Origin of the sequence: Accumulibacter sp. (genome assembly GCF_036625275.1) — a bacterium.
In the GTDB taxonomy this organism is placed as follows: Bacteria; Pseudomonadota; Gammaproteobacteria; order Burkholderiales; family Rhodocyclaceae; genus Accumulibacter.
The window spans coordinates 1-24,602 of sequence record NZ_JAZKUD010000060.1 but is presented as its reverse complement, the minus strand read 5'-3'; the positions used below and the strand labels follow the sequence as shown (position 1 = coordinate 24,602).

General features: G+C 62.5%; 20 protein-coding genes and 2 pseudogenes. 6 read left to right on the top strand and 16 right to left on the bottom strand.

What is annotated here, in order from left to right:
* Window positions 1-346: 346 nt before the first annotated feature.
* From yajC to V5B39_RS15935, 13 genes and pseudogenes are all read right to left on the bottom strand, one after another.
* Window positions 347-673 (bottom strand): preprotein translocase subunit YajC, encoded by a 327-nt coding sequence (yajC, locus tag V5B39_RS15995; RefSeq protein ID WP_034931364.1) that lies wholly within the window; start codon window positions 671-673, stop codon window positions 347-349.
* A 55-nt stretch (window positions 674-728) separates the two neighbouring features.
* A complete protein-coding gene (gene tgt / locus V5B39_RS15990) occupies window positions 729-1,838 on the bottom strand; it encodes a tRNA guanosine(34) transglycosylase Tgt (RefSeq protein ID WP_332343859.1) in 1,110 nt (369 codons plus the stop codon).
* 85 nt (window positions 1,839-1,923) lie between these two features.
* A complete protein-coding gene (gene ppdK, locus V5B39_RS15985) occupies window positions 1,924-4,656 on the bottom strand; it encodes a pyruvate, phosphate dikinase (protein WP_332343858.1) in 2,733 nt (910 codons plus the stop codon).
* Between the two features lie 159 nt (window positions 4,657-4,815).
* On the bottom strand, window positions 4,816-6,438 hold the full coding sequence (locus V5B39_RS15980) for an NAD(P)-binding protein (RefSeq protein ID WP_332343857.1): 1,623 nt from the start codon (window positions 6,436-6,438) through the stop codon (window positions 4,816-4,818).
* Window positions 6,438-7,451, bottom strand: coding sequence for a thiamine pyrophosphate-dependent enzyme (locus V5B39_RS15975; RefSeq protein WP_332343856.1), 1,014 nt, complete (start codon window positions 7,449-7,451; stop codon window positions 6,438-6,440). Before V5B39_RS15975 ends, V5B39_RS15980 begins: the two co-directional genes overlap by 1 nt.
* A gap of 10 nt (window positions 7,452-7,461) precedes the next feature.
* Window positions 7,462-8,715 carry a pyruvate ferredoxin oxidoreductase gene (gene porA, locus V5B39_RS15970; protein WP_332343855.1) on the bottom strand — a complete coding sequence of 418 codons (1,254 nt, stop codon included), beginning with the start codon at window positions 8,713-8,715 and terminating at the stop codon, window positions 7,462-7,464.
* On the bottom strand, window positions 8,708-9,304 hold the full coding sequence (locus tag V5B39_RS15965) for a 2-oxoacid:acceptor oxidoreductase family protein (protein WP_332343854.1): 597 nt from the start codon (window positions 9,302-9,304) through the stop codon (window positions 8,708-8,710). The genes porA and V5B39_RS15965 overlap by 8 nt, the downstream gene beginning before the upstream one ends.
* 158 nt (window positions 9,305-9,462) lie before the next feature.
* Complete coding sequence (locus tag V5B39_RS15960) at window positions 9,463-10,518, bottom strand: MaoC family dehydratase (RefSeq protein ID WP_332343853.1); 1,056 nt, start codon at window positions 10,516-10,518, stop codon at window positions 9,463-9,465.
* A gap of 33 nt (window positions 10,519-10,551) precedes the next feature.
* Window positions 10,552-11,595, bottom strand: coding sequence for an HpcH/HpaI aldolase/citrate lyase family protein (locus V5B39_RS15955; RefSeq protein ID WP_332343852.1), 1,044 nt, complete (start codon window positions 11,593-11,595; stop codon window positions 10,552-10,554).
* A 59-nt stretch (window positions 11,596-11,654) separates the two neighbouring features.
* Window positions 11,655-12,875, bottom strand: coding sequence for a 2-methylfumaryl-CoA isomerase (locus V5B39_RS15950; RefSeq protein WP_332343862.1), 1,221 nt, complete (start codon window positions 12,873-12,875; stop codon window positions 11,655-11,657).
* 24 nt (window positions 12,876-12,899) lie between these two features.
* On the bottom strand, window positions 12,900-14,129 hold the full coding sequence (locus V5B39_RS15945; protein WP_332343851.1) for a CaiB/BaiF CoA transferase family protein: 1,230 nt from the start codon (window positions 14,127-14,129) through the stop codon (window positions 12,900-12,902).
* A gap of 22 nt (window positions 14,130-14,151) precedes the next feature.
* Window positions 14,152-15,339 carry a CaiB/BaiF CoA transferase family protein gene (locus tag V5B39_RS15940; protein ID WP_332343861.1) on the bottom strand — a complete coding sequence of 396 codons (1,188 nt, stop codon included), beginning with the start codon at window positions 15,337-15,339 and terminating at the stop codon, window positions 14,152-14,154.
* A 293-nt stretch (window positions 15,340-15,632) separates the two neighbouring features.
* Window positions 15,633-15,944, bottom strand: a pseudogene (locus V5B39_RS15935) (IS110 family transposase); the annotation flags it as partial.
* Between the two features lie 2 nt (window positions 15,945-15,946).
* Here V5B39_RS15935 and V5B39_RS15930 point away from each other — a divergent pair.
* From V5B39_RS15930 to V5B39_RS15915, 4 genes and pseudogenes are all read left to right on the top strand, one after another.
* Window positions 15,947-16,150: pseudogene (locus V5B39_RS15930) on the top strand (hypothetical protein); the annotation flags it as partial.
* A gap of 56 nt (window positions 16,151-16,206) precedes the next feature.
* Window positions 16,207-16,479, top strand: coding sequence for a FitA-like ribbon-helix-helix domain-containing protein (locus V5B39_RS15925; RefSeq protein WP_332343850.1), 273 nt, complete (start codon window positions 16,207-16,209; stop codon window positions 16,477-16,479).
* Window positions 16,480-16,496: 17 nt separating this feature from the next.
* The gene (locus V5B39_RS15920) at window positions 16,497-16,763 is read left to right on the top strand and encodes a helix-turn-helix domain-containing protein (protein WP_332343860.1); all 267 of its coding nucleotides are present in this window, start codon (window positions 16,497-16,499) and stop codon (window positions 16,761-16,763) included.
* Complete coding sequence (locus V5B39_RS15915; protein WP_332343849.1) at window positions 16,760-17,518, top strand: restriction endonuclease; 759 nt, start codon at window positions 16,760-16,762, stop codon at window positions 17,516-17,518. The genes V5B39_RS15920 and V5B39_RS15915 overlap by 4 nt, the downstream gene beginning before the upstream one ends.
* Here the strand turns inward: V5B39_RS15915 and V5B39_RS15910 are convergent.
* A complete protein-coding gene (locus tag V5B39_RS15910; RefSeq protein WP_332343848.1) occupies window positions 17,504-18,397 on the bottom strand; it encodes a DNA-methyltransferase in 894 nt (297 codons plus the stop codon). The genes V5B39_RS15915 and V5B39_RS15910 overlap by 15 nt on opposite strands.
* 441 nt (window positions 18,398-18,838) lie before the next feature.
* Here V5B39_RS15910 and kefF point away from each other — a divergent pair, with 441 nt between their 5' ends.
* Window positions 18,839-19,378 (top strand): glutathione-regulated potassium-efflux system oxidoreductase KefF, encoded by a 540-nt coding sequence (gene kefF, locus V5B39_RS15905; protein WP_332343847.1) that lies wholly within the window; start codon window positions 18,839-18,841, stop codon window positions 19,376-19,378.
* A complete protein-coding gene (gene kefC, locus V5B39_RS15900; RefSeq protein WP_332343846.1) occupies window positions 19,365-21,164 on the top strand; it encodes a glutathione-regulated potassium-efflux system protein KefC in 1,800 nt (599 codons plus the stop codon). The genes kefF and kefC overlap by 14 nt, the downstream gene beginning before the upstream one ends.
* Window positions 21,165-21,260: 96 nt before the next feature.
* On the opposite strand, the gene V5B39_RS15895 is transcribed toward kefC, so the two are convergent.
* Both V5B39_RS15895 and V5B39_RS15890 read right to left on the bottom strand, forming a co-directional pair.
* Window positions 21,261-21,977 (bottom strand): M48 family metallopeptidase, encoded by a 717-nt coding sequence (locus V5B39_RS15895; protein ID WP_332343845.1) that lies wholly within the window; start codon window positions 21,975-21,977, stop codon window positions 21,261-21,263.
* Window positions 21,978-22,060: 83 nt separating this feature from the next.
* The coding region (locus V5B39_RS15890; RefSeq protein WP_332343844.1) for a type I restriction endonuclease subunit R at window positions 22,061-24,602 on the bottom strand (2,542 nt) is incomplete at its 5' end.

Here is a 24,602-nt window from a genome sequence, read left to right as displayed (position 1 = left end):
TCGCGGAGCACTGCTCCGCGCCGCCGTAGCCGGCCCGCGATGCAGCGCGGGCCGTGGAACGCAGGCGGGGTTTCGCGGAGCACTGCTCCGCGCCGCCGTAGCCGGCCCGCGATGCAGCGCGGGCCGTGGAACGCAGGCGGGGTTTCGCGGAGCACTGCTCCGCGCCGCCGTAGCCGGCCCGCGATGCAGCGCGGGCCGTCGTGGGAGGGCGGGGGATGAGAGGGGAATTCGCAGAGCCTGCTCTGCGCCCATCGAACGATTCCGGCGTGCCAGCCGGAATGCGCTCTGCAAGGGAGGGAAACGGTCATGACTTTCATGATCGGGGTGCCTGGAAAAGTCATGACCGTTAGAGCGCCTTCAGCGTTCCTTTGGGCAGAAGCACCGTAACGGCCTGCTTCTGTACCTGGATTTCGACGGCAGGGGCCACCTCGAGAGTCAGGAAGTTGTCACTGACCCGGGTGACACGGCCGGCAATGCCGCCGCCGGTGACGACTTCATCGCCCTTGACAAGGGCCTCGATCAGCGCCTTGTGTTCCTTTGCACGCTTCATTTGCGGGCGAATCATCAGGAAGTAGAGGACGACGAACATCAGGATGATCGGCAGCAGCTGCATGAATCCGCCCATCGGGTCGGTGGCGGCAGCTTGTTGGGCGTGGGCGGTGCTGATCAGCACATCAGTCTCCTATGGCAGAATGTTTGAATTGAGCCGGCGATTGTACCACTACCGTTCAATTCTGCTGACAGCGCCCGCCATGGAAAGCGGCCACTACCGCAGAAAGTGTGCCGGCGGAAATCGCATCGCGCAGCTCGTTCATCAATTGGTGGTAATAGTGCAGGTTATGCAGTGTGCCGAGCTGCGCGGCGAGAATCTCGCCGACACGGTTGAGGTGGTGCAGGTAGGCGCGCGAAAAGTTTTGGCAGGTATAGCACGCACAGCTTTCGTCAAGCGGTCGCGGGTCGTTCCTGTATTTGGCATTCCGGATCCGGACGTCGCCATGACGAGTGAAGAAATGGCCATTGCGCGCGTTGCGCGTTGGCAGGACGCAGTCGAACAGGTCAATCCCCGTCTGTACGGCAGCCACCAGATCCTCCGGTGTACCCACCCCCATCAGATAGCGCGGCTTGTTCTGCGGTAGACGCGGTGTGGTATGGGCAAGGATGCGCGCCATTTCGTGCTTCGGTTCGCCGACTGACAGCCCGCCGATGGCGAAGCCATCGAAGCCGATTTCGGCCAGCCCGGCCAAGGATTCGTCCCGCAAGTCTTCATACATGCCGCCCTGCACGATTCCGAACAGCGCGTTGCTGTTTTCCAGATGGTCGTGCTGCAGGCGTGAGCGCCTGGCCCAGCGCAGCGACAGCCGCATCGAACTGGCTGCTTCGGAACGGGTGGCAGGGTAGGGCGTGCATTCGTCAAGGATCATGACGATATCTGAATCGAGGACATGCTGGATACGCATTGACTCTTCAGGGGTCAGGAACAGGCGGTCGCCGTTGATCGGCGACTGGAAATGGACTCCCTCTTCGCTGATTTTGCGCAGCGCACCCAGCGAAAAGACCTGGAAGCCACCGGAGTCGGTGAGAATCGGGCCGTTCCAGCACATGAAGCGGTGCAGGCCGGCATGTGCGGCGATGACTTCCAGACCGGGGCGCAGCCAGAGGTGGAAGGTGTTGCCCAGACAGATTTGCGCGCCGGTCTCGATGAGGTCGCGCGGGGTCATCGCCTTGACCGTTCCATAGGTGCCGACGGGCATGAAGACAGGGGTTTCGATGCTGCCATGAGCGAGGCTGAGGCGGCCTCGACGGGCAGCGCCATCGCTGGCGAGAAGTTCGAAGTTCATGTGATCAATGAAAAGACACCTCTGGCAAGCCAGAGGTGTCGTGAGAGAAAAGCCCGGCGCTGGCGCCGGGCTTGTGGCTCCAGGCCTACTTGCCGTCGTCGAGGGCCGATTGCGCGGCAGCCAGGCGGGCCAGCGGTACCCGGAACGGCGAGCAACTGACGTAATCGAGACCCGTCCGGTGGAAGAATGCGACCGAAGCCGGGTCGCCTCCGTGCTCACCGCAGACCCCCAGCTTGATTCCCGGACGTACCGAACGACCTTTCTCGACGGCCATCTTGACCAGCAGGCCGACGCCTTTCTGGTCGATCGACTGGAAAGGATCCTGCTCGTACATGCCGTCTTTCAGGTAGCTGGGCAGGAATTTGCCGGCGTCATCGCGCGAGAAGCCCATGGTCATCTGCGTCAGGTCGTTGGTGCCGAACGAGAAGAACTCCGCCTGTCCACCGATGCTGTCGGCGATCAGGGCGGCGCGCGGCGTTTCGATCATCGTGCCGAGCAGGTAGTCGAGTTTTTCGCCACGTTCGGCGAAGACCGCCGCCGCCGTCTGGCGGATGACCTTGGCCTGGGCGTTGAATTCACGGACCGTCCCGACCAGCGGAATCATGATTTCAGCCTTGACGTCGAAACCCTTGGCCTTCATGTTGAGGCCTGCTTCGAGGATCGCGCGCGTCTGCATTTCGGTGATTTCCGGGTAGGTGATGCCCAGGCGGCAGCCGCGGTGACCCATCATCGGGTTGAACTCGTGCAGATCGTCGACGCGCATCTTGATCACGCCCAGCGGTACATTCATCTCGTGGGCCATGATCCGCTGGTTTTCTTCATCGTGCGGGACGAATTCGTGCAGCGGTGGATCGAGCAGGCGGATGGTGACTGGCAGACCGCTCATCTCGCGGAACAGGCCTTCGAAATCGCCGCGCTGCATCGGCAGCAGTTTGGCCAGCGCCCGCCGCCGACCGGTTTCGTCATCGGCAAGGATCATTTCGCGCACCGCCTTGATGCGGTCGCCCTCGAAGAACATGTGTTCGGTGCGGCACAGGCCGATGCCCTTGGCGCCGAAATTGCGCGCCACCTTGGCGTCATCTGGGGTGTCGGCATTGGCGCGCACACCGAGCCGCTTGTAGCGGTCGGTCAGTTCCATCAAGGCACCGAAGTCGCCGGTGAGTTCGGCTTCCTTGGTCGGTATCTGACCCTCGTAGACTTCACCGGTCGAACCGTCGAGCGAGATCCAGTCGCCTTCCTGGTAAGTCTGGTTGCCGATCGACATCGAACGGGCGTGGTAATCGACCCGTACGGCGCCCGCGCCGGAGATGCAGCATTTGCCCATGCCGCGCGCGACGACGGCCGCGTGCGAGGTCATGCCACCGCGAGCGGTGAGGATTCCCTTGGCGACGCTCATGCCGCGCAGGTCTTCGGGTGACGTTTCCTGACGAACCAGGATCACGGTTCTGCCCTTTCTGACCCACTCCTCGGCCTCATCGGCAAAGAAGACGATCTGTCCGGTTGCCGCGCCCGGAGAGGCCGGCAGGCCATGCGCGATGGAACGGGCCTTCTTGATCGCTGCCGGATCGAAAACCGGATGCAGGAGCTCGTTCAAACGCTCCGGGTCAACCCGTCGCAAAGCCTCTTTCTCATCGATCATGCCCTGCTTGAGCATCTGCATGGCGATGCGCACCATGGCTGCGCCGGTGCGCTTGCCGTTGCGCGTCTGGAGCATCCACAGGCGGCCTTCCTGGATCGTGAACTCGACGTCCTGCATGTCCCGGTAATGGTTCTCGAGTGTTGTCTCCGCTTGCAGGAGTTGCCGGTAGATGTCGGGCATCAGTTCCTCGAGCGACGGGAACCTGCTGCGGCGCTCGTCCTCGCTAACCAGTGCCAGTTGTGCCCAGCGGCGCGACCCCTCGAGGGTGATCTGTTGCGGTGTACGAGTGCCGGCAACGACGTCTTCTCCCTGTGCATTGACCAGGAATTCGCCATTGAACAGGTCTTCGCCGGTGCCCGCATCGCGCGTGAAGGCAACGCCGGTACCGCTTTGATCGCCCAGGTTCCCGAAAACCATGGCCTGTACGTTCACGGCCGTACCCCAGGAGTCGGGGATGTCGTTCAGTTCACGATAGACCTTGGCGCGGTCGTTATTCCAGCTCTGGAAAACGGCCATCACCGCACCCCAGAGTTGTTCCCACGGGTCGGTCGGGAACTCGCGGCCGACGCGAGCACGAATCAGTCCCTTGAAACGCAGCACCAATTCCTTGAGGTCGTTGGTGTCGAGTTCGGTATCGAGCTGTACGCCCTTCTTCTCCTTGAGCGCGTCGATGACCACTTCGAAGGGATCGTGTTCCTGCTTCGACACCGGTTTGAGACCCATCACCACGTCGCCATACATCTGTACGAAACGGCGGTACGAATCCCAGGCAAAACGTTCGTTGCCGGCCTTGCGCGCCAGCCCGGCAACCGCCTCGTCATTGAGGCCGAGATTCAGGATGGTGTCCATCATCCCCGGCATCGAAGCGCGCGAACCCGAGCGCACCGACAGCAGCAGCGGATCGGACGCGTCGCCAAATTTCTTGCCCATCTCTTTTTCGACGAAAGCCACGCCCTCTCGGACATTCGCCTCGATCAACCTGACCACGGCGTCCTGGCCCTGCTCGCTATAGACGGTGCACACCTCGGTGCTGATCGTGAAGCCGGGGGGGACGAGAATCCCCAGGCGGCACATTTCGGCCAGGTTGGCGCCCTTGCCTCCGAGCAGATTCTTCATCGTGGCGTCGCCGTCAGTTCGAGCGGCACCAAATACGTAGACGTTCTTTGTTTCAGTGGACATACATACCTCGCGGTTTAGGGAACAAGGAAGGGACACTTCAAACGCCAGGTTCGAAGTGTCCCCGGATTGGGCGATCCGGACACGATGCCGGATCACGTGGTTTGCGCGCTCCAGTTGCGGCAAGCGGCCAGGAGCGTCGATGCCGGTGTTGCTCGGCGCTCAGATTTCTTCTGCTTCCATCTTGATCGCGCCGCAGGGACATTCGGCGACGCACATGCCGCAGCCCTTGCAATAATCGTAGTTGAACTCGAAGCGCTTGCCGGCGCCGAGTTTGATGACTGCATTGTCCGGACAGACGCCGTAGCAGTTGTCGCATTCGAAGCAGTTGCCGCAGGAAAGACAGCGCCGGGCCTCGAACAGCGCGGTGCTTTCATCGAGTCCGCCCTGGACTTCATCGAAGGTCGATTGACGACGAATGATGTCCAGCATCGGGCGAACGGTCTTCGGAGCATCGGTGTAATACCAGGTGTTGAGGTTCTCGAACACCGCGACTTCGTGCTTGGGCGGTGCGACATACTGCTCGTTGCGCAGCCAGGCGTCGATATGCCTGGCCGCCGCCTTGCCGTGACCGATGCCGACCGTGACGTTGCGTTCGGCCGGGACCATGTCGCCACCCGCGAAAATGCCCGGATGGCCGGTCATCATGTTGGCGCCGACCTGCACCACGCCATCGCTGACCTGCAGTCCGGGAACACCTTCGAGCAAACTGAGATCGACGTCCTGCCCGAGCGCGAGCACCAGCGAGTCGGCCTCGATGGTTTCAATCTCGCCCGTCGGTTGCGGAAAGCCATTGCTGTCGAGAGCCATCTTTTCAATGGTCAACGAGGATTCGTCGGCCTGCTTGATGGTCGACAGCCACTTGACCATGATGCCTTCCTGGAGCGCCTCCTCGACCTCGAAATCATGTGCCGGCATTTTCTCGCGCGTCCGACGATAGACGATCAGCGGCTCGGCGCCCATGCGCTTGGCGGTGCGCGCCACGTCGATGGCCGTGTTACCGCCCCCGTAAACGACGACGCGCCGGCCAAGCATGGGCTTGTCTTCCCCTTCCATGCTGCGCAGCAGCGAAATGGCGTCGATGATTTTTGCGGCGTCACCGGCCGGAATCCTCGCCCGCTTGCCGATGTGTGCACCGACCGCCAGGAAAGCGGCGTCGAATTTGCCGGCCTGCATGGTGTCGAGGATGTTGTCGACCTTGCTGTTCAGTTTCACCGTGACCCCAAGTTCCACGACACGCTGCATCTCGGCTTCGAGCACATCGCGCGGCAGGCGGTACTTGGGAATGCCGAAGCGCATCATGCCGCCGAGCAGCGGACCCGCCTCATGGACCGTGACCCGGTGACCGAGCCGGCGCAGGTGATAGGCCGCCGACATCCCCGAAGGGCCGGCGCCGACGATCAGGATATGCTTGCCGGATTCGCTGGTCGGTGCTGACAGCTTCCAGCCGCGCTTGAGCGCTTCATCGCCGAGAAAGCGCTCGACCGAATTGATGCCGACGGCGGCATCGATCTTGCCGCGGTTGCAGACGTTCTCGCAACTGTGGTAGCAGACGCGTCCCATGATTGCCGGGAAGGGATTGTCCTTGGTCAGGTGCCGCCAGGCGCTTTCATAATCGCCGGATTCGGCGTGGAACAGCCAGCCCTGGATGTCTTCGCCGGCCGGGCATTGATGGTTGCAGGGCGGCAGGCGGTCAACATACACCGGCCTGGACGTGCGCCACGAGCCAGTGCGGTTGGCCAGCGAAGAGCCGGGGTCTAGGGTTATGGCAAAGGGCTTTTCCATCAGTTCGCCTCCTGGTCGAGCAGTCCGTACTTGCGAATGTTCTTGTCTGCCGCCGCTTGCAGGCGGGCGATCGTTGCCACTGCCGGCGTCTTGCCGAACAAGTGGGCATAGCGTTTCTGCAGTCGCAGGTATTCCTCGACTGGCTGTTGCCGGCGGATTTTCAGGACGCCGGTGACTTCGCCGTGTTCCGCCTCGAAAACCGGAAAGATGCCGGTTTCCTTGGCCAGGCGCGCCAGCCTGATGGTGTCCTGCGACGCCGCCCCCCAGCCAAGCGGGCAGGGCACCAGGATATGGATGTAGCGGGCGCCGCGCATGCCCATTGCCTTGGTGACCTTGTATTCGAGGTCGTGCAGGCCGGCAACGGTCGCCGTTGCGACGTAAGGAATCTCATGCGCCATGGCGATCGCCGGAACGAATTTGCCCTGGCCAAAGACATTGCCGGGCTCCGGACCGACCGGCATGGTGGTCGCCGTGCGGGCTGCCGGCGGCGTGGCCGAACTGCGCTGCACGCCGGTGTTCATGTAGCCGCCGTTGTCGTAGCAGATATACAGGACATCATCATTGCGCTCGAACATCCCTGACAGGCAGCCGAATCCGATGTCGGTGGTGCCACCGTCGCCGCCCTGGGCAACGACGCGGACATCAGCCATCTCGCCTTTTTGTCTTTTCACCTTGATCGCAGCAGCGATGCCGGTGGCGACCGCGGCGGTGTTGCCGAAGAGCGAGTGAATCCAGGGGATCTGCCACGAGGTCTCGGGGTAGGGTGTCGAGAAGACTTCGAGGCAACCGGTGGCATTGGCTGCAATCAGTCGGCCACGCGCGGCATTCATCGCCGCATCGATGGCAAAACGCGCGCCGAGTGCTTCACCACAGCCCTGGCAGGCGCGATGCCCTGAATTGAGTGAATTGGTGCGGCGAATGTCGGCCTGCACCGTCCGGTCTTCTTCGCCGAGCAGGCGGTTGCCAATGGTGAAGGTGCCGGTCTGGTAGAAATGAAGGGGTTGAAAGCTCATCGTCGATTCCTCAGCCAATACGGGCGGCAATGACGCCCACGTCGCGCAGCATGCTTTCGGCTGCCGGACCCGAACGGCGAGTCGTACGCTCGCGTTCGAGCTGCTTGTTGACCACGTTCCAGTCGAGATCGAGGAAGGTCAGATGTTCGAGTTCGCCACGAGCGGCCTTGGCAAACAGCGCGCCCAGGGATTTGCGGGTAATCGCCCGCCCGCCGAGTCCGGCGACCACGGTATGGCCGTGCAGTTGCAGGCCCGACATCGCCATGCGCACGTCGGTAGACAGGATGCCGCCGATGCCGACGGCCAGGCTCTTCTCGAGCACCACCACGCGCTGCGCATTCTGCAGCGCAGCCCGGACGCTGTCGATCGGGAAAGGCCGGTAGGAAGTGATTCCCAGCACGCCGATCTTCTCACCGGCAGCCCGCATTTCGTCGATGGTATCCTTGATCGTTCCCAGCACCGAACCCATCGCGACGACGATGGTTTCAGCATCCTCGGTCAGATACGAGCGCGTCAGTCCACCCGACTCACGACCGAATACCGTCTTGAACTGCTCGGCCATTTTCGGGATCAGTCCCAGAGCCTGCATCTGCTTGGCGTGCGCAAGGTAGCGGACCTCCGCGAAAGCCTCGGGGCCGACCATCGCGCCAATCGACACCGGCTCCCTGGGGTCAAGCGACTGACGAGGTTCGTAAGGCGGCAGGAAGGCGTCGACCTGCTCCTGGCTGGGAACGTCCACCCGCTCGTAAGCGTGCGTCAGAATGAAGCCATCCATGCAGACCATCACCGGCAGGCTGACTTCCTCAGCCAGCTTGAAGGCCTGGATGTGCAGATCGAGCGCTTCCTGGTTGGTCTCGGCGAACAACTGGATCCAGCCGCAGTCGCGTTGCGAGAGTGAATCCGAGTGATCGTTCCAGATGTTGATCGGTGCGCCGATGGCGCGGTTGGCGACGGTCATCACGATTGGCAGGCCCAGGCCGGAAGCATTGAACACGGCTTCGACCATGAACAGCAGACCCTGTGAAGCGGTGGCGGTGTAGGTGCGGGCGCCGGTGGCCGATGAGCCAATGGCAACGCTCATCGCGGCGAACTCGGACTCGACGTTGATGAACTCGCAGTTCTCGACTTCGCCGGCCTTGACCATCTCGCCCAGGCCTTCAACGATGTGCGTCTGCGGTGAAATGGGGTAGGCGCAGATCACTTCGGGCCGGCACAGGGCGACGGCTTCGGCAACGGCGTGTGAACCTTCGGTCTGCTTAAGCATGTGCGGCCTCCTCTTGACGAGCGCTCTCGATTTCGTCGAGGACGAACTGATAAGCCTCGGTAGCAGCAGTGATATTGTTTCTGGCCACCTTTTCGGAAAATTTGTTGTTGATCGCCATGATCACCGATTCCAGCCGGATGATGCCTGATGCGGCCGCAAAACCGGCGAGCAAGGGGACATTGGGCATCGGACGACCGACATGCCTACGGCTGAGATCGGTGGCCGGGACCGTGCACAATCTCTCTTTCGGCCAGTCGCGGAGGAAATCGCCGAGACCCAGTTCATCGAAGCTGCGGGTGGTGTTGATCAGGATGTAGCCGCCTTTTTTCAGGCCGGCAAAGACATCGACCTGGAACAGCAGCGTCGGGTCCTGAATGATCAGGGCATCGGGTTCCATGATCGGTTCGCGTAGCCGGATCTCCTGGTCGGCGATGCGGCAGAAGGCGACGACTGGGGCCCCGGTACGTTCGGAACCGAAGCTCGGGAAGGCCTGAGCGTGGCGGCCTTCCTCAAACGCAGCAATAGACAACATCTCGGCAGCCGTTACCACACCCTGGCCACCGCGACCGTGTATTCGGACTTGGAACATAATCCCTCCATTGGTTTACATCGTTCTTTCGACGTCCGCGCAGCATAGCTGAGTTCAAGTCTGATGAAAACAACGATACCGCGGCGTATGGCCGAAGTTTTTTCAAGGAGGAAAGGAAGATCCAGGCGGAGGAAGCTATGCGACCACCCTCGCCGCGGCTACTCTCTTCTCGGTATCAGCACCGTATAGTCGAAGTCGAGCAGCACGCCCGGATCGTAACGGCCATCGGCAGTCTTGTAGGGGAAATCCGCGCAGGGCTGGTTCTTGGTCGCGACGGTACGCAGCCGCAGCGCACCGATGTCGTTGCGTCCCGGCACGATCAGTTGTTCGAGAACTTCCGACCAGGCGTAGATCGTGTCACCGGCAAAGGCGGGTGCGACATGCCGGCCACCGTTGATCGCCGCGATGCTGAACGCATTGGCCAGGCCGTTGAAGGAAAGCGAGCGCGCCAGGCTGAGGATGTGGCCACCGTAGATCAGGCGGCGGCCGAAGCGGCCGGTCGTTGCGGCCTGCTGGTTGAAGTGTACGCGCGCGTTGTTCTGGTACAGACGGGTGGCCATCATGTGTTCGCTTTCTTCGATGGTCATGCCGTCCACGTGGTCGATGCATTCGCCGACCTGATAGTCATTCCAGAGATCGGTGCTACCGGACAAGGCGGTATCGTACTGTTCAACCCTGATCCCGATCGGAACCCGCAGATCACCAGCCGCGACGGCAGTCGGCAGTTCCGGCACGACGGTTTCCGGAGGCGGCGAAGCCGGGTCGCGCTTGCTGACCATGAACCAGCTACAGTAATCGAGGGCGATCTGCCCGCGTTGATTGACCCCGCACGAACGCACATAAACGATACCGGTCTGGCCGTCGCTGTTTTCTTTGAGCCCGATCACGGTGGAATCGGCGCTGAGCGTGTCGCCCGGATAGACTGGATGGCCGAAGCGGCCCATCGCGTAACCGAGGTTGGCGATGGCACTGAGCGAAATGTCCGGCACGGTTCGGCCATAGACCATGTTAAAGGCCAGCAGATCGTCTATGGGTGCCCGCGGGAAGCCGATGCTGTGCGCGAAGGTGTCGGCTGAAGTGGCAAAGCGTGACCCGGTCAAGGCGGTGTACAGGGCCACGTCGCCCTCGGTGAGGGTCCGCGGTGTGGCGTGCGCAATCTTCTGCCCGACGCGGAAATCTTCGAAAAAGTTGCCATGTCTGGTTTTTTCGCTCACTGAACGCTCTCCCCAAGGGGTTGAAAGAAGGTCCTACAGTCCATATGCGGCGGCTAGTTCCGGGTCGCGCCTGGCCACCAGGCGTGCCAGATCGACGATCACCCTGGCCTGTTTCCAGGTCGCATCGTCCTGCATTTTACCGTCGATCGTCGCTACCCCACTGCCGTCGGGCATCGCTTCGAGAATGCGCTTGGCGAACAGCACTTCCTTGACGTCGGGGCTGAAGACGCGTTTGGCGATGGCGATCTGGTTCGGTGCCAGCGACCAGGCGCCCGAGCAACCCATCAGGAAGGCATTGCGGAACTGTGCCTCGCAGGCGGCTTCGTCCTTGAGGTCACCGAAAGGACCGTAGAACGAGCGCAGGCCATGTGCCACCGCGGCATCGACCATGCGCGCGACCGTGTAATGCCAGAGGTCCTGCTGGAAAAAGGCGCGCTGGTTCTGGCCGGGTTCGGGGTCGGCAAGGACGCCGTAGCCGGGATGACCGCCGCCGACGCGGGTGGTTTTCATGCCGCGCGAGGCGGCCAGGTCAGCCGGGCCGAGGCTCAGACCATGCATGCGCGGACTGGCAGCACAAATGGATTCGACGTTGGTCACGCCCTGCGCGGTTTCGAGCAGGGCGTGCAGCAGAATCGGTTTCCTGACCGCGTACCTGGCTTCGAGCAGCGCAACGTACTGGTCGACGAAATGAATGTCCCACGCGCCTTCAACCTTGGGAATCATGATCACATCGAGTTTGTTGCCGACCTGTCGGATGATTTGTTCGAGGTCGTCGAGTATCCACGGGCTGTTCAAGGCGTTGACGCGCACCCACATCGCGGTATCACCGAAGTCATGCTTGCTCAGCAGTTCGATGAAACCGGCGCGCGCTGCGTCCTTGGCGTCGATGGGAATGGCATCCTCGAGGTTGCCGCACATGACGTCACAACTCCTCGCGGTTTCGGGCGCCTTGGCACGAATCTTGTCGATGTGCGGCGGAAAGAAATGGATCATTCGTTCCGGCCGCACCGGCAGTTCTCGCAGGGGCTGTGGCGCGCCGATGGCGAGTGGCTTGTAGAAATGAATGGGTGGCTTCATGGCGGTTGTCCCTGACGAAAGAAAGGCGGGTGGAGTCGACGGCGTTGACACAGTGGTTTTCAATCCGGCCCGGCAACGACGCGCGCGTCGTGCAGGCGGCCGACCTCGGCCTCGCTCAAACCGAGAATATCGAGCAGGATCTGGTCGGTGTGTTCGCCAAGGCGTGGCGCCGGCATCGCCGGCAGGCGTGGCACGCGGCCGAACTGGAGCGGCGTCGCGGGCATCAGGTAGGCGCCGATACCGGGTTGTTCGGTCATGGTGAACAGCGGATTGTCGGTCGAGCAATCGGGGTCGCAGGCAATGGTTTCACGGACGCTGCGATAGGGACCCCAGCTGACGCGGTGGGCATCGAGGATGGCCGCAGCTTCGGCAAGCGTGCGCGCATGGAACCAGGGTTCGAGCAGCGCAGCAATCTGTTGTCGGGCACGGAAGCGATTACCCTCGTCCTCGAGGTCCAGGCCAAGCCGGGCGCCGAGTGCCGCGATGGCCTCCTGCAGGCCGGTGGCCTTGATCAGGCAACGCCACTGCATGCTGGTCAGACCGACGACCATCAGGCGCTTGCCGTCGAGCGTGGTGAAATCGCGGCCGAAAGCGCCGTAGAGATAGTTGCCCTGTCTGGGCCGGTCGGTGTCATTGATCATCACCTCGGCAAGCATGCCAAAATTGCCGAGCATGGCCAGTGCCACGTCCTTCAATGCGAGGCGGATCAGTTGTCCTTCGCCGGTCAGCCGCCGATGTCTTTCGGCGGCGAGCAGGCCGAGGGCGATCATCTGGCCGCTGATGAAATCCCAGGCCGGAAAGACGTGGTTCACCACTTCCGGCGACGAGTTGGGCCCGGTCATCAAGGGCAGGCCGAGCTGCGGATTCAGCGTGTAATCGACTTCCGAGCTGCCGTCACGGCGTCCGGTCAGATTGACCATGATCAAATCCGGACGCCGTGCCTGCAGCGTCTCGTAAGCGAGCCAGCCCTTGGCCGGAAAGTTGGTGCTGAACAGACCTGCATTTTCGCCTGGCGCACAGATCAGTTGCGTCAACAACTCCTGGCCACGCGGCTTGCGAAAGTCTACGGCGATCGAGCGCTTGCCCTTGTTCAGGCCCGCCCAGAACAGACTGTGTTGGCCGTCGAGGGTGAGCGGCCAGCGGCGATGGTCGAGGCCGCCGCCGAGCGGGTCGAAACGGATGACATCCGCTCCGAGCTGAGCCAGCGTCATGCCGCCCAGTGGGGCGGCGACAAAAGCCGAGCCTTCGATGACGCGCAAGCCCTTGAGGATCCCATCCATTCTATCCACCCATTCCTTTGCTGTTCAGATCACACGCTGCTTGCGCAGTTCATCGATCTCGTCTGCGGTCAGACCGAGCAGATCCGCGAGGACTTCGTCGGTATGTTGCCCGAGTCGTGGACCCAGGTGCTTGATCCGGCCCGGCGTGACCGACAGACGCGGCAGCACTGACGGGACAATCACCGTCTCGCCGATGTCCTGCTCGTCGATGGCCACCAGGTTGCGGCGGGCATGGAACTGCCGGTCGCCAAAAATGTCGGCAATGCTGTTCAATGGACCGGCCGGCGCACCGGCAGCGAAGCAGCGGTTGAGGAGGTCGTCGCGATGCAGCGAACCGCACCAGTCGCGGACGATTTCGTTGACATCATGACGGTTCTCAAGGCGCGTCTTCTGGTTTCCGTAGACATGTGGCGCAGCCAGTTCGGGGCGTCCCATGGCGATCGCCAGGCGCTCGAAAAGCTTGTCGGTGACGCACGAAATGGCCACCCACTTGCCGTCGTCCTTGGTCGGAAAATGACCGTGCGGGCAAGCAAAGTCGTTATGCGTCGGTCCGTGCCGCTCACGAATCCGGCCGAACATGCCGTAGGCCGGCGCCAGTTCGTCGGTGCAGCGAAACACCGATTCGTACAGGGCGGCATCGATATATTGCCCCTGGCCGGTGCGCTCGCGGTGGCGCAAGGCCATCAGGATGCCGATGCAACCGTAGAGGCCGGTCAGGTAGTCGCCAAGGGTCGTCGACCCCGGCGTCACCGGGGTTCCCCTCGGCATGCCGGCGAGAAAGGCGATGCCGCCGACCGCGTGCGCGACCCGCGCGAAACCGGGACGGTCGCGGTAGGGGCCGGTCTGGCCGTACCCGGTAACGCGCAGCATGATCAGGCCAGGGTTGACCTCGCGCAGGACCTCCCAGCCAAGACCCCATTTTTCGAGGGTGCCGGGCCGGAAGTTCTCGCACAGCACGTCGGACTTGGCAATCAGTTGCTTGAACAGCTCGACGCCTTCGGGCAGATGCAGGTCGAGGGTCACCGATTTCTTGTTGCGCGCTTCGCTGAGCCAGGCGAGCGTGTCCTTGCGTCTGGTCGGAGTCCCGAAGTAACGCATCGGGTCGCCGCCGACCGGGTTCTCGACTTTCAATACTTCGGCGCCGAATTCACTCAGGATGGTCGCGCTGTAAGGCGCAGCGATGACCGTTGCGGCATCGATGACGCGAATCCCTTCGAGTGGCAGCCGGGTCACGGCAGGATCAGTGGTCGTCATGAGAGTCCTCGCAATGGCCCGTTCAGATGATCTTGTGTTGTCGTAGCCGCTTGATTTCCTTTGCCGAAATCCCGAGCAGCTCGCGCAGGACTTCATAGGTCGCGTTGCCGAGTGGGGGACCGAGGTTGGAAATCCTGCCCGGCGTTTCGGACAGTGTCGGAACCACGCCCGGAATCACCACTTCACCCAGACCTTCCTCCTGTAGATGGGCGAGATTGCCGCGCGCCTGGAAATGTTCGTCCTCGAAGATGTCGGCGATGCTGTTGAGCTTGCCGATCGGCACTTCGCCGTCGATGCAGCGCTGCATGACCTCGTTGCGAGGCATCGAACCGACCCATTCGATGACGATCCGGTTGACCTCGTCGCGCGCTGCCAGGCGCTTGCGCTGATTGCCGTAGCGATCGGCAGCGGCGAGTTCTGCTTTGCCCATCACCGCCGCGAAGCGTTCGAACATCTTGTCGGTGGTGCAGGCGATGGCGACCCATTTGTCGTCGATGGTGCGGAAGTGGCCATGCGGAACGGCGACAAAGCTGCCGGCGCCTTCGCGCTCGCGTACCTTGCCGAACAGGCCGTAAGCAGCGGCAATTTCGTCCATCTGGCGAAATACCGCCTCGTAGATCCCGATGTCGATGATCTGGCCTTGTCCGGTCGCCTCGCGGTGGCGCAGGGCCAGCAGAATGCCGATCGCGCCGTACAGGCTGGACAGGTAGTCTCCCATTGGCGCGGTCCCGGGAACCACCGGTGTTTCACCGGGGAAACCGGCGAGGTACGAGAGTCCGGCAAAGCCATGCGCAATGTGCGCAAATCCCGAACGTCTGCGATACGGTCCGGTCTGTCCGTAGCCCGAGACGCGCAGCATGACCAGGCCCGGGTTGGCCTGGCTCAACTCGTTCCAACCCAGTCCCCATTCCTCCATCGTGCCGGGGCGGAAGTTCTCGATCAGTACATCCGACTTGGCGACCAGCTTCAGGAACAGATCGACACCCTGCTGTTGGCGCAGATCGAGAGTGACCGATTTCCGGTTGCGGCCTTCGCTGAGCCAGGCCAGTGTCGCATCGTGACGCTTCGACGCTGTTCCGAAACGGCGCATCGGATCGCCGGCGATCGGGTGCTCGACTTTCAGCACCTCGGCGCCGAACTCGCCAAGAATCGACGCCGCATAAGGGCCGGCGAGAAAGGTGCCGACGTCGATGATGCGCAGGCCGCTCATCGGCAACGGGTCGTTCTCGGTCGAGCGATCCTGATCCGCATCGTCCTCCTGCGACGGCTCGCTGACCGACTGACCGCCTGTCGGCACGGCTTCGACGTTGCCCGCAAGTCCGGCGCGCAGCGGCGCAGACGCCGTCGAAGCGGTTTTCTCTTTCATGACTGTCATCCCCCGACAAGCTCGCCGGAAAACCCCTCAAAGCCTTACTCGAAACGGGCGCGGCACCGGCGACAACGAAACAGTATATGGGCAAACCCGTTTCATTGGCGCAAAGATCTGAGCAACGGTCTTTCGATTCAAGCGATATGAAGAGAATCGTCCCAGGATTTTCCAGTTCTGACCATGGCATTGAGGATGGTGAGGAGCTTGCGCATGCAAGCGACGATGGCGACCTTTCTGGGCTTTCCCGCGGCGACGAGGCACTCGTAGAACTGCTTGATGGCGGCGTTGAAGTGGATGGCCACCAGCGCCGCCATAGAGCCCGCGCACGCCGAAGATGGCGTGTTGGCCGCGCATATCTGGCCGGAATCGCGGTTGAACGGCACCACGCTGATCAAGGCGGAGATTTCCCGGCGCGACAGCCGCCCCAGTTCCGGCACGTCCGAGAGTCAGGTCAAATCAGGTCTGGAGCACGGATATCAGTTACATTCGCCTCCCACATGGCTTTGCCGACCGGGTGGCGATCATGGTTGTCGTCGAGCGGCTATGGCGCAACGTCAAGCCTGAGGACGTCTATCTGAAGGGCTATGCCACGATCGGTGAATTAATGGTCGGCCTGACGGAGCACTTCCTCTTTTACAACGGCAGGCGCCCGCCTTGACGGAGCGTTTGCGTGCAACCACAATGGTTGCCCCTTGGCTGGAGTGAGCAATGCCGACGACCCTGACCTTGAAGAACATCCCTGATGCGGTGTACGAGCGACTGAAGGCTGCGGCCGAGAAGCATCGCCGCCGCATGAACAGCAAAGCAATCGTGTGCCTTGAGGCCGTTCTCGTGCTGACGACAGTGACCCCCGGCGAGCGGCTCGCAGGCGCGCGCGAAATGCGCTCGGCCTTGTTTCCGAAAACGTTCACGGCGCACGAGATCGATGCCTTGAAGCGGGAAGGGCGTTATAGTCGTCATTTGCAGACAAGCTCAGCCTGATCAGTTAGGGCTTGAGCATGGTCAGAAAATCGAGCGACTCTCTCCGCACGGTATTAGCTGAGAACATCAAGACTTTTCGTAAGGAAAAGGGTTTTTCCCAAGCAGGACTCGCCGAGCAATGCGGCTTGCACCGCACATACATCGGCTCAGTTGAACGTCACGAAAGAAATGTCACACTCAGCACGCTTGAGGTTTTGGCCTCAACTTTGGGTGTGACAGTTCCCGAGTTGCTCACCGAGCGCGAAAGCCCATCGAATAATGAACAGACGGGAAAACTTGAGTGAGCCTTTCGGAAAAGGAAATCCGCGAAATCGTTGAAGCGCTACGTCGCCTGACTCCGGCGCAACAGACATGGGTCAAGTCGGCTATCCATGCGTTCGGGGCGGCTTGCCAATTCGACCGTGCCCCTGATTCCGATGTGGTCACGGATGCTGTCCTTGCCTTCCTTGGTGATCGCTTGTTGAGCCACCACGCAGGAAGCCGGCAGGCTCTGAGCAAAGATCGATTCGGGTTTACGTTTGAGTCTGCACTAAACGCCTCTGGCATCCCGGCCCAGCTCGTAAAAAGCCGGACGAACCGGGGTCACGACATGACCATTCGTGGAATTCCGGTCAGCCTCAAGACAGAAGCCGCAGCCAATATCAAGGACGAATCGCTCCACGTCAGCAAGTGGATGGAGCTTGGCCGAGGTGAATGGAAGTTGCCTCTGCTGCGGGATTTGTTCCTTGAGCACATGCAAAGCTATGACCGTATCTTTACACTCCGACGCCTGAAAGATGACGGTGCCAAGATCCGCTACGAACTCGTCGAGATCCCCAAAAAGCTGTTGCTCGAAGCCGAGAACTGCGAACTAGAGGTTTGTGCGGGCAGCAGACAGGAACCGCAGCCGGGCTACGGTTATGTCAAGGATATAAGTGGGCAGCTCAAGTATTCGCTGTATTTTGATGGGGGCACTGAGCGCAAGCTCCAAATCAAACACCTGCGAAAAGACCTCTGCAAAGTGCACGCGACCTGGATTCTGGGCTCAGCGCCCCCGTAACAGCCGTTCACGCGCCAGTTCTGCATATTCCGCGCTCAGTTCAATACCGACGCACTTTCTGCCCAGCTCATTGCAAACAATGCCTGTAGTTCCTGATCCGAAAAACGGGTCAAGTACCCGGCCATTCTCGCGGGAACCTGCCGTTACGCAGAGGCGAACGAGCGCCCGCGGATATACGGCAAAGTGACTGCCGGGGTAAGGCTCGGTATTGATGTTCCAGACAGTGCGCCGGTTCTTCGACTTCTGTTTAGGGTCCGCCGCAGTTTCCATGATCGCTTGCCAGTCGTAGTAATACTGCTCTGACTTGGAAAACAGGAACACGTATTCATGGGCGCGGGTCGGGCGATCCTTCACGCTTTCAGGCTGGCAGTTGGGCTTGTTCCAGATAATGTCCGTGCGCAGATACCAGCCGTCTGCCTGAAGGGCTAACGCCAACCGCCAAGGAACGCCGATCAAGTCTTTCGGCTTCAAACCCTCGGGCGTCGGGGCACGATAATCCATTGCCCGCCCCTTGTTCTTGGCGTCAGCATCCCGCCAGGTCCTGCCCCCGGAGGTGTAGCTGTCACCGATGTTCAGCCACAGGGTGCCGTCATCGGCGAGGGTGCGCCGAACCTCCCGGAACAGGCGCACGAGGTCCGCAATGTACTCGTCAACCGTAGTCTCTGCACCGATTTGCCCGTCGACGCCGTAATCTCTCAAGCCCCAGTACGGGGGTGAGGTCACGACGCATTCAAAGTACCCCTCGGGCATCTCGTGCAGGATCCGGCGAGCGTCGCCCACGACAATTTCGCAGCGATTCGTCGTTCTTTCAGCCAGCTGAGCCCCCAGCGTTCTAACGTCAGCATCAAATAAGTCGAGTACTTGGGTAGTTTCATCCATAATGACAGTATTTCAATGAGTTAGCGCCAGAACCAATTTACCTTGGAGGGGTTGTGCCCATGAGATATTTGCTACTTATAGTATTCATACCCTGTCCATCTGTCAAGGCTGAGTGCAAGGCCCAACAGGGCCAATTGGTTCTACCCGCCCACCGTCATTCCAGCGTACGCCGAGTCCAGATTCGTTCATCCGATTAAAATGTTAAAGGAACCGTTGGAGAAACAAACCGGATTCCGGATCAAGTCCGGAATGACCGTATTTCAATGAGTTAGCGCCAGAACCCATTTACCGTGCAAGGCCCAAAACGCCGACAGGAACGCCCAACGAGTCGTTCCAGCGGACGCACTAAAGCGGCGCCGCTGAACGCGAACGTGCGCATGCCCGGCGCCGAGGCTGCCAGGCCGGTGATGAATGGGGCCAACCCTTTACTGAGGATTGCTCTTGATTGCCCTGATTTATGCCCATCCGCATCCGGCGCGATCACGCGCCAATCGCGTGCTGCTCGAAGCGGCGCGCACCGTGCCGTCGGTGATCGTCCGCTCGCTGTACGACCGCTATCCGGATTTCGAAATCGATGTCGAGGCCGAACGCAAACTGCTGATCGAATCCCGACTGATCGTCTGGCAGCATCCGTGCATGTGGTATTCGGCGCCGGCCCTGCAAAAACTCTGGTTCGACACGGTGCTCACGGAAGGCTGGGCGATCGGCGAAGGCGGCACCGCGCTGGTCGGCAAGTCGTGTCTGTGGGTGACGACCACCGGCGCAACGTCGGAGGGTTACTCGCCAGAGGGAACGCATCGTTTTCCGTTCACCGCCTTCGCGCCGGCCCTGGAAATGACCGCGCGTTTCTGCGGCATGCACTGGCTGCCACCGCAAGTCGTGCACGGCGCGCATCTGATCGATGAGGCCACCCTGCAACAGCAGGCTGCACAGTATCGGCAGCGGCTGCTCGCCTTTGCTGCGGAGGATGAACATGGCTGAATCTTTGTTGCGCGATGCCCTGGTCTACCTCGGCGCGGCAGTCGTCTGCGTCCCGATCGCCAAGCGAAGCGGCCTCGGCTCGGTCCTCGGCTACCTGATTGCCGGTGCGCTGATCGGTCCGTGGGGGCTTAGGCTGGTCGGCCACGTCGAATCGACGCTACATTTCGCGGAGTTCGGCGTCGTCCTGATGTTGTTCCTGATCGGGCTCGAACTCGAGCTGAAGCGTCTGGTCGAGATGCGCCGTGCGGTGTTCGGTGGCGGGACGCTGCAAATGGCCGTGTGTGGCGCCGCCCTGGCGGTCGGTCTGATCGCACTCGGTCTGAGCTGGCAGGCATCCCTTGCCGCCGGTCTGGCGCTGGCGCTGTCGTCAACGGCGATCGCCGTGCAAACGATGAACGAACGCAACGTGATGACCGCACCGGTCGGTCGCAGTGCTTTCGCCGTGCTGTTGTTCCAGGATATTGCGGCGATTCCGTTGATTGCCCTGGTGCCTTTTCTGGGGGCGGCCGGTGGCGAGGGCGGCAGCGGCTGGCTGGGCGCCGGCCAGGCGATGGCCGCGATCGTTGGCGTGGTGATCATCGGTCGCTTTCTGACGCGTCCTCTGATGCGCCTGATCGCCCAATCCGAAGTCCGCGAGATCTTCACCGCTTTCGCCTTGTTGCTGGTGATCGGCATTGCCCTGCTGATGGCCGGCGCCGGCCTGTCGATGGCCCTTGGAGCCTTCCTGGCAGGGGTTCTGCTGGCCAGTTCCGAGTACCGGCATGCCCTTGAAAGCGACATCGCGCCGTTCAAGGGGCTGCTGCTCGGACTCTTCTTCATGGCCGTCGGGATGTCGATCGACTTCGGCCAGGTCATTGCGCGCCCCGGCCTGCTGGCGATACTGGTGGTCGGTCTGCTGGTGGTCAAGGGCAGCATGCTCGCCCTGATCGCCCTGCGCCTGGAGGTGCCGCGCCCGGAGCGCTGGCTGTTCGCGGCGCTGCTGGCGCAGGCGGGCGAGTTTGCCTTCGTCGTCTTCGGCGTGGCCCGCACGGCAGGCGTCCTGCCGAGTGTCTGGGAAGGCCTGCTGACGGCGGCCGTGGCGCTGTCGATGGCGGCCACGCCGTTGCTGCTGATCGCTTTCGATCGTCTGACCGCACGCCGCGCGCAGACGCAGCGCGAAGCCGATGCCATCGACGACGACAGCGCGGCGGTGATCATCGCCGGGATGGGGCGTTACGGGCAGATCGTCGGCCGTGTCCTGCTGGCGCAGGGGATCCCCATCACCGTGCTCGATCACGATCCCGATCAGATCGACATCCTGCGCAAGTTCGGCTACCAGGTCTTCTATGGCGACGCCACGCGCCTCGACCTGCTGGCAGCAGCAGGGGCCGCCAAGGCAAAGTTGCTGGTCGTCGCCATCGACGACGTGGCCGACAGTCTGGCCCTCATCGACCTGGTCAGGGAGAGCTTTCCGAACCTGGCCATCGTCGCGCGTGCGCGCAACGTGCGGCACTGGCTCGAACTGGCCGATCGCAGGGTGACCGCGATCGAACGCGAGACCTTCGAGTCGTCACTGAGGAGCGCCCGTGCGGCCCTGACCGTGCTGGGCGTCGAACCCTATGAAGCGCGCGAGATTGCCGAAGCCTTTCGCCGGCAGAACCTGATCACGCTCAACGCCCTGTTGCCACACTTCCACGACGAGGCCAGGACGGTCGCGATTGCCAAGAGTGGCCGGGAAGAACTCGAAGAAAACCTGCGCCGCGATCGCGAGGCACGTCAGAAGGCCGGCGCCCGCGGCTGGCACTGAGCGGCCATGGGGTGCCTTGAGGTCGTGCTCGTGCCGACGAAAATTTCGAATCGCATCCACCAAGCATGCCACCCGCTCCGGGAACGACTTGCGTTTTCAGATCCCCTCGACATCGATTCCGTGCTCGGCCAGCCAGGCCTTGCGCTGCGCGTAGTCCGGCATGGCGCGTTCCACGCGCAGCCAGAAGGCCGGGGTGTGGTGCGGCTCGTGCAGATGGGCGATTTCGTGCACCACCACGTACTCGGCGATGCGCGCCGGCAGCAGGATCGCCTTCCAGTGGAAATACAGCCAGTCGCCCTTGCCGCAGGAGCCCCAGCGGTAGCCCAGGTCCTGCACCTTGACGCCGGCCGGCGCTACCTCCATCCGGCTCTGGTACTCGGCCACACGGCTCGACAGCCAGGCCCTGGCGCGCTCGCTGTACCAGCGGATGAAATGCGCACGCGCGGCGGGCAAGGCGTCCCGGCGCAGACTGAAGCGGCCAGCGGCCAGCTTCAGCGGCACGTCCTGCTCATCCGCCAGCTTCAGCCGGTGGCTGCGCCCGAGGTAAAGGAAGCCCTCGCCACCGACGAATTCCTTGCGCGGCACCCGGCGTTGCAGGCGCTCTTTCTCAGCCAGCTTGGTATAGATCCAGAAGCGCTTCTCCTGTACGAACGCCCGCAGCCGGGCCTCATCCACCTCGGGTGGGGCCGACAGCAGTAGATCCCCGTCGCGCTCGACGGTGATCTGCATCGTCCTGCGGCGAGCGCTGTGCCGCACGGTGAACTGCAGATCGTCCACCTGGAGCCTGCTGGGCGACTGCACCGGTGTGAGCATCGTGACAGGTGTGCTCCCCGTCGCTGCGCGCCGGCTCTCCGAGGGGGCGGGCTGCGATCCTGGGGCGGCCCGGCGATTGCTGCTCACACTTGCACCAGCTTGGCGTGGTTGGCGCGCGCCTGCTCCATCAGCCTGTCGGCCAGGACACCCGCTTTATCGGCGTCTAACAGCGGCGGGCGCAAACGCATCAGGTGCTCGAAGAGCTGAGCATTCAGGTGGTCCTGATCGGCCCGTTTGCTCGGCGTCCAGAGATTGCGATTGCCCTGCAGTTCCTGAACCAGCAGGTCCACCAGTTCGATGGTCACGTCCTGCAGCCGCAGGAGTTCGGCCGGCGCCGGCGTCTGCCCGGCACACACCACGTCCAGAACAGTCCGCAGGAAGGGTGCGCAGTGCTCCGGCAGGTCACCCGTGGCTTCGGCTGCGCCCGCCTTGCCGCTCTTCAGCTCGTCGATGATCTTCTGCAGCTGGGCGATGACCTCGTTCCACTGCTCGCCCAGGGCCGTCAGGATGTCGTTCAGACGCTCCGACAGCTTGCGGTACAGCACCGGGTCTTCGTCGGTGTGCCGGCGGATGTGCGAACGGATCGCGTGCTCCATCTCGGAGGCCCTGGCGCGGTCGTTGGCCGCGCGTGCAAGGTGCGTGTCGAACTCCGCATCGGTCAGCTGGATCGGCGGGATCTTCGGGTCGATGCCCAGCGAGATCACGTGGTCGTCGATCAGCTTGCGAACCTTGGCGCCGACGTCCTTGCCGAGAACCGGCGTGTCCTTGTAGCGGTTGCGCGCCCGGGCGTAGAGGTAGGCCAGTCGCTTCGCGTCACCCGAGTACGGCAGGCCCTCGGGGCGCGGCAGCACGGTGTCCAGAGACGCCAGGAAGGCCTTGAGCTTCACCGCGAACTCGGCCCGCAGCTTCTCGCTGCCCAACGCCTCGACGCAGGCTTCGGTGTCTTCCAGAGACTCGATGCCCCGCTGCCGGAACAGGTCCACCATGCGCAGGTGCCGGTCGCGCAGCACCGGCATCTCGTCCTTCAGGCTGGCCAGAGCGCCTTCCACATCCTCGTCGGCGTAGGCGGCCAGCGCCTCCTTCAGGTGCTGCGCCACGCCGTAGTAGTCCACGACGATGCCGCAGCGCTTGCCGAAGCCGGTGCGGTTGACGCGGGCAATCGCCTGCAGCAGCTCCGCCTCGCGGATCGGCCGGTCCAGGTACATCACGCCTTCAATGGGCGCGTCGAAGCCCGTGAGCAGCATCGACTTCACCACCAGGAAGGCCAGTGGGTCGGTCTTGGCGGCGTCGGCGTGGAACAAGGGCTTCTTGAAGCGCTTGATCAGCTGCTCGTGCGCCGCGCCGTCGGTCCAGGTCTTCCAGGCCGGATCGTCGTTGTTGCTGCCCGAGATGATGGGCGCGAACTCGATGCGTGCCAGCGTCTCGCGGTAGCGCCAGGCCTGCACCACCGCCTGCACCTTCGGCGGCCGCTGGCACAGGGCCTCGTCGTCCAGCGCCTTGTCGTGCGGGATCAACTCTTCAGCTTCTGCCAGCAGCTCGGCGCGCGCCGTCTTCAGCGCCTCGAAGTAGCGGATCGCCGCCAGCCGGCTGTAGGCCACCACCTGCGCCTTGTAGCCATTGGGCAGGATGTTGGTGACGTAGTGGCGCAGGATGTCGCGCGCCTTGTCGGCAATCAGCGCCGGGGCGTCGAAGACGTGGCCCTTGGTGGCGTACTTCTTCTTGATCGCCTCCAGTTCCTCGGGCGTGTGGCTCCGGAACAGGTCCTCGAACAGCTCGTCCAGGCTGGCGCCGTCCTTGATGGCGCCGTTGGCGGTGCGGCCCTCGTACAGTACCGGCACGGTGGCGCCGTCGGCCTCGGCCTCCTTGATCGTGTAGCGGTCGATGAACTCGCCGAAGATCTCGTGGGTGCGCTTCTTCTCACCCATGATGATCGGCGTGCCGGTGAAGCCGATGCGCGCACAGTTGGGCAGCCCGGCCAGCAGGTTGGCGTGCAGATCGCCGGCCTGCGTGCGGTGCGCTTCGTCGACCAGAACGAGGATGCTGTCGTCCTCGTTCAGCACCTCGAACTTCTCGCCTGCCTTGTAGCTGGCTTTCGGTTCTTCGAGCTTGGGCAGGTCGTCGGCCGTCAGCGGCGCGTCACCCGCCGTGTCCGGGTCACGGTACTTCTGGATGGTGGCGAAGACCAGCCCCGGCCCCTTGCGCCGCGCCAGCGCCTTCACGCCCGCGGTGCTGTCTGCCACTTCCACCACCTCGCCGGTCAGCGTGGCGGTCACGGAAAGCTGGCTTTGCAGGTCCTTGCGGTCGGTGACGACGATGACCTTGAAGCGCCGCAGCTGCGCGTCCGCGCGCATCTTGCGCACCAGGAACACCATCGTCAGGCTCTTGCCCGAGCCCTGGGTGTGCCAGATGATGCCGCCGCGCTGGTCGTGCTCGCCCTGTTGCAGCCGGGTCTGGCCGGTCTTGAGGCGGGCGATGGCCCGGTTCACCGCCCGGTACTGCGGGTAGCGGCATACCGACTTGATGGTCTGGCCGCCGACCTGCATGAAGAGCAGGAAGTTCTTCACCACATCCAGCAGGTGCGCCGGCGTCAGCAGACCGGCGATCAGCCGCTCCTGCTCCGACAGG